General features: G+C 40.5%; 20 protein-coding genes. 19 read left to right on the top strand and 1 reads right to left on the bottom strand.

Annotation, left to right across the window (positions count from 1 at the left end; genetic code table 11):
* Positions 1-52: 52 nt before the first annotated feature.
* A complete protein-coding gene (locus BWR56_RS07925; RefSeq protein WP_049505124.1) occupies positions 53-382 on the bottom strand; it encodes a hypothetical protein in 330 nt (109 codons plus the stop codon).
* A 278-nt stretch (positions 383-660) separates the two neighbouring features.
* Between BWR56_RS07925 and BWR56_RS07920 the strand changes: the two genes are divergently transcribed.
* The 19 genes from BWR56_RS07920 (at position 661) to rbfA (ending at position 15,328) form a co-directional block, all read left to right on the top strand.
* Entirely contained in the window at positions 661-999 is a 339-nt protein-coding gene (locus BWR56_RS07920; protein WP_049505123.1) for a LytTR family DNA-binding domain-containing protein, read from the top strand.
* 4 nt (positions 1,000-1,003) lie between these two features.
* On the top strand, positions 1,004-1,741 hold the full coding sequence (locus BWR56_RS07915; protein ID WP_049505121.1) for a response regulator transcription factor: 738 nt from the start codon (positions 1,004-1,006) through the stop codon (positions 1,739-1,741).
* A gap of 13 nt (positions 1,742-1,754) precedes the next feature.
* Positions 1,755-3,104, top strand: a complete 1,350-nt coding sequence (locus BWR56_RS07910; protein ID WP_049505119.1) for a sensor histidine kinase — start codon at positions 1,755-1,757, stop codon at positions 3,102-3,104.
* A 68-nt stretch (positions 3,105-3,172) separates the two neighbouring features.
* Entirely contained in the window at positions 3,173-3,529 is a 357-nt protein-coding gene (locus BWR56_RS07905) for a hypothetical protein (protein WP_049505118.1), read from the top strand.
* Positions 3,530-3,807: 278 nt separating this feature from the next.
* A complete protein-coding gene (locus BWR56_RS07900; RefSeq protein ID WP_049505117.1) occupies positions 3,808-4,476 on the top strand; it encodes a CPBP family intramembrane glutamic endopeptidase in 669 nt (222 codons plus the stop codon).
* A 60-nt stretch (positions 4,477-4,536) separates the two neighbouring features.
* On the top strand, positions 4,537-4,941 hold the full coding sequence (locus BWR56_RS07895; protein WP_049505115.1) for a hypothetical protein: 405 nt from the start codon (positions 4,537-4,539) through the stop codon (positions 4,939-4,941).
* Positions 4,942-5,012: 71 nt separating this feature from the next.
* Complete coding sequence (locus BWR56_RS07890) at positions 5,013-5,396, top strand: hypothetical protein (protein ID WP_049505114.1); 384 nt, start codon at positions 5,013-5,015, stop codon at positions 5,394-5,396.
* A 51-nt stretch (positions 5,397-5,447) separates the two neighbouring features.
* On the top strand, positions 5,448-6,137 hold the full coding sequence (locus BWR56_RS07885) for a CPBP family intramembrane glutamic endopeptidase (RefSeq protein ID WP_049505112.1): 690 nt from the start codon (positions 5,448-5,450) through the stop codon (positions 6,135-6,137).
* Positions 6,138-6,178: 41 nt separating this feature from the next.
* Positions 6,179-6,427 (top strand): immunity protein BlpZ, encoded by a 249-nt coding sequence (gene blpZ / locus BWR56_RS07880; protein ID WP_049505111.1) that lies wholly within the window; start codon positions 6,179-6,181, stop codon positions 6,425-6,427.
* A 30-nt stretch (positions 6,428-6,457) separates the two neighbouring features.
* A complete protein-coding gene (locus BWR56_RS07875; RefSeq protein WP_049505109.1) occupies positions 6,458-7,069 on the top strand; it encodes a CPBP family intramembrane glutamic endopeptidase in 612 nt (203 codons plus the stop codon).
* A 265-nt stretch (positions 7,070-7,334) separates the two neighbouring features.
* Positions 7,335-7,946, top strand: coding sequence for a CPBP family intramembrane glutamic endopeptidase (locus BWR56_RS07865; RefSeq protein ID WP_049505104.1), 612 nt, complete (start codon positions 7,335-7,337; stop codon positions 7,944-7,946).
* Positions 7,947-8,105: 159 nt separating this feature from the next.
* A complete protein-coding gene (gene ccrZ / locus BWR56_RS07860) occupies positions 8,106-8,900 on the top strand; it encodes a cell cycle regulator CcrZ (RefSeq protein WP_000363014.1) in 795 nt (264 codons plus the stop codon).
* Complete coding sequence (trmB, locus tag BWR56_RS07855) at positions 8,897-9,532, top strand: tRNA (guanosine(46)-N7)-methyltransferase TrmB (RefSeq protein ID WP_001266088.1); 636 nt, start codon at positions 8,897-8,899, stop codon at positions 9,530-9,532. Before ccrZ ends, trmB begins: the two co-directional genes overlap by 4 nt.
* A gap of 126 nt (positions 9,533-9,658) precedes the next feature.
* Entirely contained in the window at positions 9,659-10,138 is a 480-nt protein-coding gene (gene rimP / locus BWR56_RS07850) for a ribosome maturation factor RimP (protein WP_076984778.1), read from the top strand.
* A gap of 42 nt (positions 10,139-10,180) precedes the next feature.
* Positions 10,181-11,317 (top strand): transcription termination factor NusA, encoded by a 1,137-nt coding sequence (nusA, locus tag BWR56_RS07845; protein ID WP_000032280.1) that lies wholly within the window; start codon positions 10,181-10,183, stop codon positions 11,315-11,317.
* A gap of 21 nt (positions 11,318-11,338) precedes the next feature.
* Complete coding sequence (gene rnpM / locus BWR56_RS07840) at positions 11,339-11,632, top strand: RNase P modulator RnpM (RefSeq protein ID WP_000857555.1); 294 nt, start codon at positions 11,339-11,341, stop codon at positions 11,630-11,632.
* Positions 11,625-11,924, top strand: coding sequence for a YlxQ-related RNA-binding protein (locus BWR56_RS07835; RefSeq protein WP_001041396.1), 300 nt, complete (start codon positions 11,625-11,627; stop codon positions 11,922-11,924). The genes rnpM and BWR56_RS07835 overlap by 8 nt, the downstream gene beginning before the upstream one ends.
* Before the next feature lie 16 nt (positions 11,925-11,940).
* On the top strand, positions 11,941-14,727 hold the full coding sequence (infB, locus tag BWR56_RS07830; RefSeq protein WP_076984777.1) for a translation initiation factor IF-2: 2,787 nt from the start codon (positions 11,941-11,943) through the stop codon (positions 14,725-14,727).
* A 250-nt stretch (positions 14,728-14,977) separates the two neighbouring features.
* Positions 14,978-15,328, top strand: a complete 351-nt coding sequence (rbfA, locus tag BWR56_RS07825) for a 30S ribosome-binding factor RbfA (protein ID WP_001273601.1) — start codon at positions 14,978-14,980, stop codon at positions 15,326-15,328.
* Positions 15,329-15,382: the final 54 nt, after the last annotated feature.

Genomic DNA, 15,382 nt, shown 5'->3' with positions numbered 1-15,382 from the left:
CTTATATGATACTAAAAAAGAAGTTGAGTTCTGTCTCAGCTTCTTTTATTTTCTACAAGATAATGGTTGGACCATAGAGACTCAACTTGGTTTTGACTTGATCAAAGTGAAAACGGTCATAGGCTCGCCAAGCAGCACGAGTAGGAGCATCTGGTTCGAGAGCACTGAGGCCCATGAGAAGACTGGAAGTCTGGTAAAATTTTTCCAGTTCAATCAAGAATCGATTATCCACTGTCTCAGCTTTAAAGAGAAAGTCAAGGATATTGTCCAGCTGCTCCTGAAAGCGGACATCGTCAGCTGTTGCCTGTTTGCAGACTTGATAGGCTTTGTTTAACTCAGTTATCAGTGCCTGAGCTGTTTTGATAGGGTCTGTATCCGTCATGAGAATTCCTCCTTTGTGATGGTTCTAAAGTTGTTTCAAGTGATTGTCTTTCTATAATCATAGCTTATCACTTTTAACTCTTTTTTTACCTTCAAATCTTGAATTGTCATTGAAATTTCCTGAATTACAATAAGTGAATTTTATGATAAAATAGTTGTAAGATTATCATATTCATTTTGTAAACACTTCGACACTTTAGGAATTTTTGAGAACCGTTTAGGATTTGGTGAAAAATAGTTTCTAGACTTATGCTATCCTCTTTTTAGGAGGTTTTATCCATGAACTACATTATCATCCAAAAAGAGAAAGAAATTTTCAAATTAAACATAAAGGATATCTACTATATCCAAACGCATCCAAGTAAAGCCCATACCGTACAGATTGTTACAGAAAACGCTAGCTTTGATCTATTTCAAAATTTAAGCAATCTTGAGAAACAATATGGAGAAACCTTGACGAGATGTCATCGAAATTGTCTGGTCAACCTTGAACGAGTAAAATCCATGGATATCCAAAGAAAGACTCTTTTTCTTGGAGAAGAAGGTCGATATGCTGTTCAGTATGCCAGACGTCGCTATAGAGACATTCGCCAAAAATGGTTGAAACAAGGAGAGTAAGAAGATGAGAATATTTGTTTTAGAAGATGACTTTTCCCAACAAGCTAGAATTGAAACGACGATTGAGAAACTTTTGAAAAAACAGAGTATCATTCCTAGTTCTTTTGAAGTCTTTGGGAAACCAGACCAACTGCTGGCAGAGGTGCATGAGAAGGGAGCCCATCAGCTATTCTTTTTGGATATTGAGATTCGAAATGAGGAGATGAAAGGTCTAGAGGTAGCTAGAAAGATTCGAGATCGGGATCCTTATGCCCTCATCGTCTTTGTGACGACTCACTCGGAGTTTATGCCCCTGTCCTTTCGCTACCAGGTGTCTGCTTTGGACTACATTGATAAGGCCTTGTCAGCAGAGGAATTTGAGTCTCGTATCGAGACAGCCCTCCTCTATGCCAATAGTCAAGACAGTAAGAGTCTGGCGGAAGATTGCTTTTACTTTAAATCAAAATTTGCTCAATTCCAGTATCCTTTTAAAGAGGTTTACTATCTCGAAACGTCGCCCAGAGCCCATCGTGTTATTCTCTATACCAAGACGGACAGGCTGGAATTTACAGCGAGTTTAGAGGAGGTTTTCAAGCAGGAGCCCCGTCTCTTGCAGTGCCACCGCTCTTTTCTCATCAATCCTGCCAATGTAGTTCGTTTGGATAAGAAAGAAAAACTGCTTTACTTTCCCAATGGTGGAAGTTGCCTGATCGCGCGTTATAAGGTCAGGGAAGTGTCTGAGGCCATCAATAACTTACACTGAGTGAGGTGATGTAATGGAAATAGTTTGGAAGATAGTATATTCATTTTTGATAGCTGGATTGGAATTGTTTATATTTTTTAAGGTGGATGGAATTGTTCTAACTCTGGAGAGATTTTTTAAAGCTTTTCTTTTTAAGTTACTTTTAGCAGTCGTTTTTGTAACGATTAACTATATAGTAGGAAATACTTACCTATCTTATTTTGTGGTACCCTTGTACGGCATCGGCTTATCTTTCTTATTGTTAAGAGGCCTTCCTAAAAAACTCCTTTTCTTTTATGGTCTCTTTCCAATGATATTGGTGAATCTCTTTTATAGAGGTGTTTCTTATTTTGTGCTTCCGTTTTTAGACCAAGGGCAAATAAATGACAAATACTCATTTATTTGGGTGTTTATAATGATTTTCAATTTCTTCATTTCTCTAGCCTTTTTGAAATGGTTGGACTATGATTTTACTAGTTTGAGAAAGGAGATTCTCGATAAAGCTTTTCAAAAGTCCCTGACTAAGATTAACTGGATAATGGGGGCCTACTTTCTAGTCATGGAAAATCTGTCTTACTTTGAATATGCATACGATATCCAATCAAAGACTGTTCGCCATCTCATCCTAGTGTTTTACCTACTCTTTTTTATGGGTATTATCAAGAAATTGGATACCTATTTGAAGGACAAACTCCATGAGAGATTGGACCAAGAGCAGGCCTTGCGCTACAGAGATATGGAACGCTATAGTCGGCATATAGAGGAACTTTACAAGGAAGTAAGGAGCTTTCGCCATGACTACACTAACCTCTTAACCAGCTTACGTCTGGGCGTTGAAGAGGAGGACATGGAGCAGATAAAAGAGGTCTACGACTCCGTCTTAAAGGATTCTAGTGAAAAATTGCAGGACAATAAATATGACCTTGGTCGATTGGTGAATATTCGTGATAAAGCCCTCAAAAGTCTCCTCGCGGGAAAATTTCTAAAAGCCAGAGATAAGAAGATTGTCTTTAATGTCGAAGTTCCTGAGGAGATTCAGGTAGAGGGGATGAGCCTGCTTGATTTTCTGACTATTGTGTCTATCCTTTGTGACAATGCTATTGAAGCCAGTGTAGAGGTTAGTCAACCTCACGTTTCAATCGCCTTTTTAAAAAATGGAGCACAAGAGACCTTCATCATAGAAAATTCCATCAAAGAAGAGAGAATAGATATTTCTGAAATCTTCTCCTTTGGAGCAAGCTCTAAAGGAGAGGAGAGAGGAGTTGGTCTCTATACCGTCATGAAAATTGTGGAAAGCCATCCCAATACCAGTCTAAATACCACCTGCCAAAATCAAATCTTTCGTCAGGTTTTAACGATTCACTCGATGTCAGTTTATGATTAGAAGATTTGTGGAAAGAAGTACTGCCTGTAGTCATCAATTAAAATGCCATAGTATATGAGGTATCCTATATGAATAAGAAATCCTTTTTTATCATCTGTTCTACGTTGATCATAGCTTCGAATCTTCTCATGATTTCCGTGGTGAACAAGGGAGAAGAAACAGGGAGTAACCTGTTTGTGATTGCTATAGCCTGTGTTTTGCTACCAGCCTTTTTATATGCAGTTAAGAACCGACAGACTTCATTTGTAAATGTAGAATCAATACTCCTGATTCAGTTGACAGTTATATCCCTACTCCGTCTTATCAATAGAATAGGGAGTACGCCTGAAATCCTCAACATTATCATTACCCTTATCGCTTTGGCAAGTGGGACAGCTGCTATCCTTGTTGCGATTATGAGAATATATGAGAACATACGGAAGTGAGGGTGAGTAGTTCTCTATTTTGTATTTTCACATTGTCAAGTTCCCCCAGGGCAAGTATGTTTTTCATGCTTGCTTTTTTAAATTTTTTAACAATTCAAGAGGTTTTGATGACCATTTATGATTTGAGTATTCCAAGGTCAAAATGAGTGCTATACTAGCAGTGTAAAGGTTGAAGCAGGAAGTATGATAAATCACAAGTTAAGGAAGCGGTGGCTTCGTTCGTGGAAGTAGTAAATTAGAAAAAATATCTTGTTAAGGAGTTGAAAAAAGAACAAACTATGAAAAAAACGATTTCTATCTTTAAAAAAATAATTACTTGTTTTTTACTTACTTTTGCTATTCAAGTTGTACCATTAACTGTTGTGAGACGATTTTATGACGGAGTGATGGGAGATGTGTTCAGTGTTGGTGCCTTCTTTCTATCTTTCTTTATATGCTTAACCATTCTTGTATATCTTATTAAGAGATGGGGTGATGAGACTACTTTAGATTGCTTGCCAATCAAATGGGTAGAATTGAAATGGATTGTTCTTGCTTATCTGGCTAATCTGGTTTTAGTAGTTGGTTTTATATTTTTCACGACCGTTCTTGGAAAAGTCCATGATAATACAAGTTCTTTAAGCTTTTTTCAACATTTGGAAACAAGTGGTTTCTTGTACATAGTTCTATTCTGGTTGTCAACTACTTTCACTCAACCTCTTTTGGAGGAGATACTCTTTAGAGGAATCATTTTAGGAAGTTTAGAAAAATATTCTCCCATAGTTGCTATTATCCTTTCGTCTGTTCTTTTTGGATTTGCTCATGACGGAGAAATGCTCTCTCAACATCTAGTGTCAGGAATTGTATTAGGAATTCTCTATATAAAGCGGAGAAATCTATATTCCTGTGTAGTTGTACATGGTTTGATGAATGCTACTGTCACCTGTCTCTTTTTTCTGGCTACTTAGGTTTTGAACCGGTGAGTTTGTGTAGTTCTTCGTCTAATAATATATGAAAGGAGCAAAGAAATGAAAACTTTTCTTGCTAAAAAACGGAACATCTTCCTTGCGAGATTGTTCCTAGGTCAGTTGCCCTTGCTTGTCTCTACTTATCTATTTCTATCTCGTCAGTTTTTAAATTTTTCCTTAGTTTTCCAATTTCTTTTAGTGGTTATTAACTTGGCTTCTATTTTGGTTACTGTTTACCTCACTAGGGAAATGAGAATAAGAGAGTTTGAAGATGATGATTTGGTTAGTCCTAGAACCAATCAACTCATGTATATTGGCTTGACAGGCTTTATGTCTATTATCTGTTTGTATAGAGGTATCACAGCAGGAGAATCCTACCAACAATTAATCGCTTATATTGGCGCGGTTCTCTGCTTGCTTATCATGCTTCTGCTCATTTGGGGATTGAAGTATTATAAAAAGTAGTTTGCCTTCCTCTTCTGGATTAGAAGCTTCTATTAAAACGTTCGTGAAATAAATGAATGGAGGAATTTAATATGAAATACAGATTATTTCTTGTTATTTTCGTTAGTAGTATGTTGAATATTCTTTTAGGGACATTTTTACAAATCTCTAATGTGTCGATTGGGTGGCTTGTTCTCTACAGTGGCTTGTTTGAAGCAGGCGTTTTCCTTCTTACTAATAAAGGTTTGGCGGTAAAAATCAAGGAAGTAGACATTCAAAACCGCTTTAAATTTATTTTTGGAAAAACGGTATGGTTACAAATTCTTTTGCTCATCTTTTTGATGGTCAAACTGTATCTTGGTTTGGATGTGAGGTTGATTTTATTCTATGGCCATATTTTCATTGTCTTTAATGCCTTAATGTATCTATTATCTAGTAGTCAGGTCAGTCTTAAAAAGAACAAACTGTCTTCTTAATCTTACAGCAGTAGAGCCTGATAAGGGGAGGTCATAATAGGGAGGAGTTCTATGAAAAAACACTCTATTCTTTTTAAAACGAGTGCCATTCTTTCTTATTTGTTTCTGTTTTTCGGATTGTTTTGGACAACCCAATTTTGGAGCAATTATTGGGAGTTCTCGTCTTGGGTAGGAAATCTTATCTGGATTCGAAACATCATCAGCCTTCTCTTTATCGGCCTGATGATTTGGATTTTAGTCAGGTCGGGTCATGCTTATCTCTTTCGTATTCCTAGGAAAAAGTGGTTGAGCTATTCTGTTCTGACGGTGTTAGCAGCCATTGTGCTTATCTGCTTTAACTATCTGACAGCTAAACACGTTCAGGGAACTAATGAAGGGTGGAATTTGTTTATTGCCTATAGTGAGACAAATTTTGCGGAGTTTGGTGTTTACCTAACCTTAATCGTACTAGGACCTCTGATGGAAGAATTGGTATGTAGGGGACTGCTTCAACATGCCTTCTTTAAGAATTCGAGGTGGGGACTGGATCTTCTCTTTCCGTCATTCTTATTTGCCTTGCCCCACTTTTCTAGCTTGCCAAGTCTCGCGGATATTTTTGTCTATACGGCAGTGGGCTGTCTATTTGCCTGGCTGACACGTTATACGAAGAGTATCTATCCCTCTTATTCGATTCATATTGTTAATAATATCATCGCAAACCTACCATTTTTACTCACTTTTCTACATAGGGTCTTGGGGTAAAAAACCAAAAGACTTGCTTTTCAGTCATAGAGGAGGTCATCATGTATAAACATTTATTTTTCCTAGATTCAAAAAAAATAGATTGGTTGACGCCCTATATTCTAGACTTGGCTTCTGACACCATTGCCTTTAATGTTTTTGTGCTAACCTTTGTATCTGTTGTGGTCTTTTATTTCCTAAATCCCATGCTATCTTTAATGGCTATCTTCTTAGGGGGTGGTTATGTGGTCGTATTTTGGATACTCAAATGGTTTGTTTTGGAAAGGCTAGAGCTTAAGGATGACGTGTAGGGAAGTCTGTTTGGTGGGGAGGATAGTTTTATGGTCATTTTCAATAAATGTCATGCCTTGTTTTTGGGATTTTTAGTCTTTGCAATCGTTGGTGCAGCGGGATATTCCGTCAATCAAGGAGATTATTTTCAACACCAGTACACATTCATTATGATAAAGAGTCTCTTGCTTTTCCTTAGTTTTGGCTATGCGAAATGGTTTGATATGATTTCTTTGGGGATGTTAAGCAGGAAACAACTCTTGCTGTTCATTGGAATCTTTCTTTTCACTGTGCTGGTAAGTATTAGCTATCATGCTTTTTTCTCAGTTGTTTCTGGTGCTTCGGTTCAACATCTTGAGGAAGCTAGTAGAGGACTTTCGCTTTCCTTTATTGTTAGTGCCACAGTTTTAGCACCAATCCAGGAGGAACTCATGTTCAGAGGACTTCTTCAGGGGGCTGTATTTGAAAATTCTTGGCTGGGGCTTGTGCTGACATCCTCTCTCTTTTCTTTCATACATGAACCTTATGATATTCCTTCGTTTTTCTATTATTTACTCGGGGGCTTGTTACTGGGCTTTGCTTATAAAAAGAGTCAAAACCTATGGGTCTCCACTTTAGTTCATATGTTTTACAACAGTTTGCCACTCTTAACTTATATTTAATGAAAATCAAAGAGCAAACTAGGAAACTAGCCGCAGGTTGCTCAAAGCACTGCTTTGAGGTTGTAGATAGAACTGACGAAGTCAGCTCAAAACATGTTTTTGAGGTTGCGGATGAAACTGACGAAGTCAGTAACATATACCTACGGCAAGGCGATGTTGACGTGGTTTGAAGAAATTTTCGAAGAGTATAAAATGATTTGTTTTGGAAAGACTAGCACTAAAGGATGACTTGTAGGGAAGTCTGTTTGTTGAGGAGGATAATTTTATGGAGTTTTTTGATAAATTTCATGCCTTTTGTTTTGGATTTTTAGTACTACTAATCGTCATTACAGTTCCTTATACGATTAACCATAGGGATTTTTTTCAAAATGAATCTGCATTGATTATTGTAAGTCTTCTTGTAACCGCGCTGAGTGTTGCTTATGCTAGAAAGTTTGAAATGATTTCTTTTGGGATGTTAAGCAAGAAAGAACTTTTGCTTTTCATTGTAATCTTTCTTCTAAGTATACTTGAGACACTGGTTTATATTCATTTCTTCGCTGTTTCTTCTGGCGCAGGAGTTCAACACTTGTCGGAAGTTAGCAGAGGAATTTCTCTGTCTTTGATTTTGACTTCCTCAGTTTTTGGACCCATCCAGGAGGAACTTATTTTCAGAGGACTTCTTCAAGGTGCCGTTTTTGACAATTCTTGGTTAGGGCTTGTGCTAACTTCCTCTCTCTTTTCTTTCATGCATGGACCTTCTAATGTCCCTTCGTTTATTTTTTATCTACTTGGGGGCTTGTTGCTGGGCTTTGCTTATAAAAAGAGCCAAAACTTATGGGTTTCTACTTTAGTTCATATGTTTTACAATGCTTGGCCACTCTTATATTATTTATAAAAATCATGAAAGGTAAGCAGAAGATAGTGCTTGCCTTTTCTTTCTATAATGATACCCAAGCCAATCCAGAGGCTTTTCTTTGAGAATCAGGTGTGGACCGGTTGACGAATAGGCCAAAAACTAGTAGAATAGTAAGGAAACTTTATACGGAGGAAAGAAATGGACTTGGGTGATAATGAGCTAACGCTGACCCCGATACCAGGGAAGAGCGGTAAGGCTTATATGGGAAGCTACCCTGATGGGAAGCGCGTCTTTGTAAAAATGAACACCTCTCCAATCCTACCTGGCCTTGCCAGAGAACAAATCGCTCCTCAATTACTATGGACTCGTCGTTTAGCGGATGGTCGTGATATGTGTGCTCAGGAATGGCTGACGGGCAAAATCTTGACCCCTTACGATATGAATCGCAAGCAGATTATCAATATCTTGAACCGCCTTCACCGCTCGCGTCCCTTGATGAAGCAGTTGAGCCGTTTGGGATATACCATGGAAACACCAGTTGATTTGCTACGTTCTTGGCAGCAAGGAGTTCCAGAAATCTTGAAGCAGAACCACTATTTGAACAGTGTGATTGCTGAGCTAGGTAAGACGGTTCCAGGTTTTAGGGAAGACCATGCAACGATTGTGCATGGGGATCTTCGTCATAGTAATTGGATTGAGACTGAGAGTGGACTTGTTTATCTAGTGGATTGGGATTCGGTTCGCCTGACGGATCGTATGTTTGATGTGGCGCATTTGCTATGCCACTACATTCCAGATCATCAGTGGCGTCAATGGTTGAGAGACTACGGCTATAAGTACAATCAGACAGTGTTAGATAAATTGTATTGGTATGGTCAGTATTCTTACTTGAACCAGATTGCCAAATACTGTGAAAATCAAGATTTAGACAATGTAAACCGGGAGATTTATGCCTTGCGTGTCTTCCGTGACAAGTATGGAAAGAAGAGATGAGAGTTAGAAATCGTAAAGGGGCGACAGAATTACTAGAGGCCAATCCTCAGTATGTGGTCCTCAATCCCTTGGAAGCTAAAGGGAAATGGCGAGACTTGTTTGGAAATGATCATCCTATTCATGTAGAGGTTGGAAGTGGGAAAGGGGCCTTCGTATCTGGAATGGCCAAGCAAAATCCTGACATCAACTATATCGGGATTGATATCCAAAAGTCGGTATTGAGTTATGCCTTGGATAAGGTATTAGAAGTTGGAGTGCCCAACATCAAGTTGCTGTGGGTAGATGGTTCAGATTTGACAGACTACTTTGAAGACGGTGAGATTGATCGTCTCTACCTAAACTTTTCAGATCCCTGGCCTAAAAAACGCCATGAAAAACGTCGTTTGACTTACAAGAGTTTCTTGGATACCTTCAAGCGCATCTTGCCTGAGAATGGGGAAATCCATTTCAAGACAGACAATCGTGGCTTGTTTGAGTACAGCTTGGTAAGCTTTTCTCAGTATGGGATGAAACTCAATGGGGTTTGGTTGGACTTGCATGCCAGTGATTTTGAAGGCAATGTCATGACGGAATATGAGCAAAAATTCTCCAGCAAAGGTCAAGTGATCTACCGAGTTGAAGCAGAATTTTAAGAAATAGCTTGTAAACCAGCCGTTTGAGTGCTAATGCTTTACATAAATTGACAAACGTGCTATACTGATAGTAAGAATATGAGAAAGAGAGGCGGGGAAATATCTTCGCCTCTTGCTTATGAGGAGGTGGACGCAATCGCAACAATCGTAGAATTAGTCAGAGAAGTTGTAGAACCTGTCATCCAAGCACCTTTCGAGCTCGTGGATATCGAGTATGGAAAGATTGGCAGTGACATGATTCTCAGTATTTTTGTAGATAAACCCGAAGGAATTACCTTGAACGATACGGCAGACTTGACAGAAATCATTAGTCCTGTCCTAGATACTATCAAGCCCGATCCCTTCCCAGAACAATATTTCCTAGAAATCACCAGTCCAGGCTTGGAACGTCCTTTGAAAACCAAGGATGCTATCGCTGGAGCAGTTGGGAAATACATCCATGTCGGGCTCTACCAAGCCATTGATAAGCAAAAAGTCTTTGAAGGAACTTTGGTATCCTTTGAAGAAGACGAGTTGACCATGGAATATATGGACAAGACACGTAAGAAAACTGTCCAAATTCCATACAGTTTAGTATCAAAAGCACGTTTAGCAGTAAAACTATAGAAAAGAAAGGATAGCTTTTGAGGATTCAAAAGTAAAAAGAACATGAGTAAAGAAATGCTAGAGGCCTTCCGCATTTTGGAAGAAGACAAGGGAATCAAAAAAGAAGACATCATCGACGCAGTAGTAGAGTCGCTTCGTTCCGCCTATCGCAGACGTTATGGTCAGTCTGATAGCGTAGCCATCGACTTCAACGAAAAAACAGGTGACTTTACAGTTTATACTGTCCGTGAAGTTGTAGATGAAGTATTTGATAGCCGTTTGGAAATTAGCTTGAAAGATGCCCTTGCCATTAATTCAGCCTATGAACTTGGTGACAAAATCAAGTTTGAAGAAGCGCCAGCTGAGTTTGGTCGTGTAGCAGCCCAATCTGCTAAACAAACCATCATGGAAAAAATGCGCAAGCAAACACGTGCTATCACTTACAATACTTATAAAGAACATGAACAAGAAATCATGTCTGGTACAGTAGAACGTTTTGACAACCGCTTTATCTATGTCAACCTTGGCAGCATCGAAGCCCAATTGTCAAAACAAGACCAAATCCCTGGAGAAGTCTTTGCTTCCCACGACCGTATCGAAGTCTACGTTTACAAGGTTGAAGACAACCCTCGTGGTGTCAACGTATTTGTTAGCCGTAGCCATCCTGAAATGATCAAACGCTTGATGGAGCAAGAAATTCCAGAAGTTTACGATGGAACTGTCGAAATCATGAGCGTAGCCCGTGAAGCTGGTGATCGTACGAAAGTTGCCGTTCGTAGCCACAATCCAAACGTGGACGCTATCGGGACAATCGTTGGACGTGGTGGTGCCAATATCAAGAAAATCACCAGCAAATTCCACCCAGCTCGCTACGATGCCAAGAGCGATCGCATGATTCCTGTAGAAGAAAACATTGACGTTATCGAGTGGGTAGCGGATCCAGCTGAATTTATTTACAATGCCATTGCTCCTGCTGAAGTTGACCAAGTTATCTTTGATGAAAATGACAGCAAGCGTGCCTTGGTCGTTGTACCTGATAACAAGCTTTCTCTTGCCATCGGTCGTCGTGGACAAAACGTTCGCTTGGCAGCTCACTTGACGGGTTACCGTATTGATATCAAGTCTGCCAGTGAGTTTGAAGCTATGGAAGAAGCAGGTCAAGTTGATTACGCAGTTGCGGATGAATTGATCGAAGAATAAAAGCTGCTAGAGGAGGGAAAGATGAAAACAAGAAAAATCCCTTTGCGCAAGTCTGTTGTATCTAACGAAGTGATTGATAAGCGTGATTTGCTCCGCATTGTCAAGAACAAAGAAGGAGAGATCTTTATCGATCCGACAGGCAAGGCCAATGGCCGTGGCGCTTATATCAAGCTAGACAATGCAGAAGCCCTAGAGGCCAAAAAGAAGAAAGTCTTTAACCGTAGCTTTAACATGGAAGTGGAAGAAAGCTTTTATGACGAGTTGATCGCCTATGTGGATCACAAAGTAAAAAGAAGAGAGTTAGGACTTGAATAAGCAAAAGATTAGCAATCTCTTGGGACTTGCTCAACGAGCAGGCAGGATCATATCGGGTGAGGAATTGGTGGTCAAGGCCATTCAAGACCAGAAAGCCAAGCTAGTCTTTCTAGCCCATGATGCTGGTCCCAATCTGACCAAGAAGATTCAAGATAAAAGTGACTATTATCAAGTAGAAGTTATAACCGTGTTTTCAACACTGGAATTAAGCATAGCAGTCGGAAAATCGAGAAAGGTTTTGGCTGTGACAGATGCTGGATTTACAAAGAAAATGAGGTCTCTTATGGAATAGAAGAGGAGGACATGATTTGTCTAAGAAAAGATTGTACGAAATCGCAAAAGAACTTGGAAAAGAAAGTAAAGAAGTTGTAGCGCGTGCAAAAGAGTTGGGCTTGGATGTAAAAAGCCACTCATCGAGCGTGGAAGCTGCTGCTGCTGAACAAATCGCAGCTAGCTTTAAACCTGCACCTGCTCCTAAGGCAGAAGCAAAACCTGCAGCACCAAAAGCAAGTGTAGAAAAGAAAGCGGAAAACCCTGCGTCAGCTAAACCAGTAGCCGCTAAGGAAGAAAGCAAATCAGCTACACCTGCAGCTCCTAAGGAAGAAAAAGTGGTGGCCGCAAGACCACAGAGCCGAAATTTCAAGGCGGAGCGTGAGGCGCGTGCCAAAGAGCAGGCAGAGCGACGCAAACAAAACAAGGGTAACAACCGTGACCAACAACAAAACGGCAACCGTCAGAAAAACGATGGTCGTAATGGTGGCAAACTTGGTCAAGGAAACCGCGACAATCGCCGTTTCAACGACCAAGGGAAAAAACCACAAGGTCAAGGAAATCGTGGCAATGATCGCCGTCAGCAACAAGACTTCCAGCCAAAACAAGCTGGACCACGTGTTGACTTTAAAGCCCGTGCAGCAGCCCTAAAAGCAGAGCAAAATGCAGAGTACGCACGCTCAAGTGAGGAGCGCTTCAAACAATCGCAAGCTGCCAAAGAAGCCTTGGCTCAAGCTAATAAACGCAAGGAGCCTGAAGAAATCTTTGAGGAAGCTGCTAAGTTAGCTGAACAAACTCAGCCAGCTGTAGCAGTAGCTCCTGTAGCGAAAGAAGCGCCAGTGGATACACGTCGTAAAAAACAAGCTCGACCAGACAAAGAACGTGACGATTATGATCACGAAGAAGATGGTCCTAGAAAACAACAAAAGAATCGAAGTAGTCAGAATCAAGTGAGAAATCAAAGAAATAGTAACTGGAATAACAACAAGAAAAATAAAAAAGGGAACAAGCAAAACAACCGTAACCAAACTCCAAAACCTGTTACAGAGCGTAAGTTCCACGAATTGCCAACAGAATTTGAGTATACAGATGGTATGACTGTTGCGGAAATCGCAAAACGTATCAAACGTGAACCAGCTGAAATCGTTAAGAAACTCTTTATGATGGGTGTTATGGCCACACAAAACCAATCCTTGGATGGAGAAACCATTGAACTCCTATTGGTAGATTATGGTATCGAAGCCAAACAAAAGGTTGAAGTGGACAATGCCGACATCGAACGTTTCTTCGTCGAAGATGGTTATCTCAATGAAGATGAATTGGTTGAGCGTCCACCAGTTGTGACCATCATGGGGCACGTTGACCATGGTAAAACCACCCTTCTAGATACCCTTCGTAACTCTCGTGTTGCGACAGGTGAAGCAGGTGGTATCACTCAGCATATCGGAGCCTACCAAATCGTGGAAAATGGCAAGAAGATTACCTTCCTTGATACACCTGGACACGCGGCCTTTACATCTATGCGTGCGCGTGGTGCATCTGTTACCGATATTACCATCTTGGTTGTAGCAGCCGACGATGGTGTTATGCCTCAGACTATCGAAGCCATCAACCACTCAAAAGCGGCCAACGTTCCAATTATCGTGGCTATCAACAAGATTGATAAACCAGGTGCCAACCCAGAACGCGTTATCGGTGAATTGGCAGAGCATGGTGTTATGTCAACAGCTTGGGGTGGTGATTCTGAATTTGTTGAAATCTCAGCTAAATTTAACCAAAATATCGAAGAATTGTTGGAAACAGTCCTTCTTGTGGCTGAAATCCAAGAACTCAAGGCAGATCCAACAGTGCGTGCTATCGGTACGGTTATCGAAGCTCGTTTGGATAAAGGAAAAGGTGCGGTCGCAACTCTTCTTGTGCAACAAGGTACTCTGAATGTACAAGACCCTATCGTTGTCGGAAATACCTTCGGTCGTGTACGTGCCATGACCAATGACCTTGGTCGTCGTGTCAAGGTTGCTGGACCATCAACGCCAGTTTCTATCACAGGTTTGAACGAAGCGCCAATGGCGGGTGACCACTTTGCTGTTTACGAAGATGAAAAATCTGCGCGTGCAGCCGGTGAAGAGCGTGCAAAACGTGCTCTCATGAAACAACGTCAAGCTACCCAACGTGTCAGCCTTGAAAACCTCTTTGATACGCTTAAAGCTGGTGAGCTTAAGTCAGTTAACGTTATCATCAAGGCCGACGTACAAGGTTCTGTTGAAGCCCTTTCTGCCTCACTTCAAAAGATTGACGTAGAAGGTGTCAAAGTTACCATCGTTCACTCAGCAGTCGGTGCTATCAATGAATCTGACGTGACCCTTGCGGAAGCTTCAAATGCCTTTATCGTTGGTTTCAACGTACGCCCTACACCACAAGCACGTCAACAAGCTGAAGCTGACGATGTAGAAATCCGTCTCCACAGCATTATCTACAAGGTTATCGAAGAGATGGAAGAAGCCATGAAAGGGATGTTGGATCCTGAATTCGAAGAAAAAATCATCGGTGAAGCAGTTATCCGTGAAACCTTCAAAGTGTCTAAAGTGGGAACCATCGGTGGATTTATGGTTACTAGCGGTAAGGTTACTCGTGACTCTAAAGTTCGTGTTATCCGTGACGGTGTCGTTATCTATGACGGCGAACTCGCAAGCTTGAAACACTACAAAGACGACGTCAAAGAAGTTACAAACGGTCGTGAAGGTGGATTGATGATTGATGGCTACAATGATATCAAGACTGATGATGTGATTGAGGCTTATGTCATGGAAGAAATCAAGAGATAAGATTTTTGCTCCTTTCTTAGGTGGTGAGGGACGCAAGCAAACCGATGGTTTCATTGCTTATTTTTGAGCCTAGTGTCTCAAAAATCCCCTGTGATAGGACTGATAAATCAGTTCCATCACTTTCACCACAGCGAAAGAAGCGAATGAGTTCAAATTGCACTTCGTTTCAATTTGAACTGAAAATCAATAAATTTAAAAATAGCTAGGTCTGCTGGCCTAGCTTTTGGTTCAAAGTAGAGAAAGGAATATCATGGCAAATCATTTCCGTACGGATCGTGTGGGCATGGAAATCAAGCGTGAAGTCAATGAGATTTTGCAAAAGAAGGTCCGTGATCCACGTGTCCAAGGTGTGACCATCACAGATGTTCAGATGCTAGGTGATTTGTCTGTAGCCAAGGTTTACTACACCATTTTGAGTAACCTTGCTTCGGATAATCAAAAAGCCCAAATCGGGCTTGAAAAAGCAACTGGTACGATCAAACGTGAACTTGGTCGCAATTTGAAATTGTACAAAATCCCAGATTTGACCTTCGTCAAAGACGAATCCATCGAATATGGAAACAAGATTGACGAAATGCTACGCAATCTGGATAAGAACTAAGAAAGAGGGGCAACCCTCTTTTTTGTTGCCAGAGTAATCTGTTTGCTAATCATC

This window comes from Streptococcus oralis (assembly GCF_001983955.1).
GTDB classification, from domain to species: Bacteria; Bacillota; Bacilli; order Lactobacillales; family Streptococcaceae; genus Streptococcus; species Streptococcus jiangnanensis.
Note: the sequence above shows the minus strand (reverse complement) of the source record. Positions and strands in the feature narration are given on the sequence as shown.

Bases quoted from the DNA above. Each gene is read 5' to 3' on its own strand.
- BWR56_RS07925 (WP_049505124.1), bottom strand. From the start codon at position 382: ATGACGGATACAGACCCTATCAAAACAGCTCAGGCACTGATAACTGAG.
- BWR56_RS07920 (WP_049505123.1), top strand. From the start codon at position 661: ATGAACTACATTATCATCCAAAAAGAGAAAGAAATTTTCAAATTAAAC.
- BWR56_RS07915 (WP_049505121.1), top strand. From the start codon at position 1,004: ATGAGAATATTTGTTTTAGAAGATGACTTTTCCCAACAAGCTAGAATT.
- BWR56_RS07910 (WP_049505119.1), top strand. From the start codon at position 1,755: ATGGAAATAGTTTGGAAGATAGTATATTCATTTTTGATAGCTGGATTG.
- BWR56_RS07905 (WP_049505118.1), top strand. From the start codon at position 3,173: ATGAATAAGAAATCCTTTTTTATCATCTGTTCTACGTTGATCATAGCT.
- BWR56_RS07900 (WP_049505117.1), top strand. From the start codon at position 3,808: ATGAAAAAAACGATTTCTATCTTTAAAAAAATAATTACTTGTTTTTTA.
- BWR56_RS07895 (WP_049505115.1), top strand. From the start codon at position 4,537: ATGAAAACTTTTCTTGCTAAAAAACGGAACATCTTCCTTGCGAGATTG.
- BWR56_RS07890 (WP_049505114.1), top strand. From the start codon at position 5,013: ATGAAATACAGATTATTTCTTGTTATTTTCGTTAGTAGTATGTTGAAT.
- BWR56_RS07885 (WP_049505112.1), top strand. From the start codon at position 5,448: ATGAAAAAACACTCTATTCTTTTTAAAACGAGTGCCATTCTTTCTTAT.
- blpZ (WP_049505111.1), top strand. From the start codon at position 6,179: ATGTATAAACATTTATTTTTCCTAGATTCAAAAAAAATAGATTGGTTG.
- BWR56_RS07875 (WP_049505109.1), top strand. From the start codon at position 6,458: ATGGTCATTTTCAATAAATGTCATGCCTTGTTTTTGGGATTTTTAGTC.
- BWR56_RS07865 (WP_049505104.1), top strand. From the start codon at position 7,335: ATGGAGTTTTTTGATAAATTTCATGCCTTTTGTTTTGGATTTTTAGTA.
- ccrZ (WP_000363014.1), top strand. From the start codon at position 8,106: ATGGACTTGGGTGATAATGAGCTAACGCTGACCCCGATACCAGGGAAG.
- trmB (WP_001266088.1), top strand. From the start codon at position 8,897: ATGAGAGTTAGAAATCGTAAAGGGGCGACAGAATTACTAGAGGCCAAT.
- nusA (WP_000032280.1), top strand. From the start codon at position 10,181: ATGAGTAAAGAAATGCTAGAGGCCTTCCGCATTTTGGAAGAAGACAAG.
- rnpM (WP_000857555.1), top strand. From the start codon at position 11,339: ATGAAAACAAGAAAAATCCCTTTGCGCAAGTCTGTTGTATCTAACGAA.
- rbfA (WP_001273601.1), top strand. From the start codon at position 14,978: ATGGCAAATCATTTCCGTACGGATCGTGTGGGCATGGAAATCAAGCGT.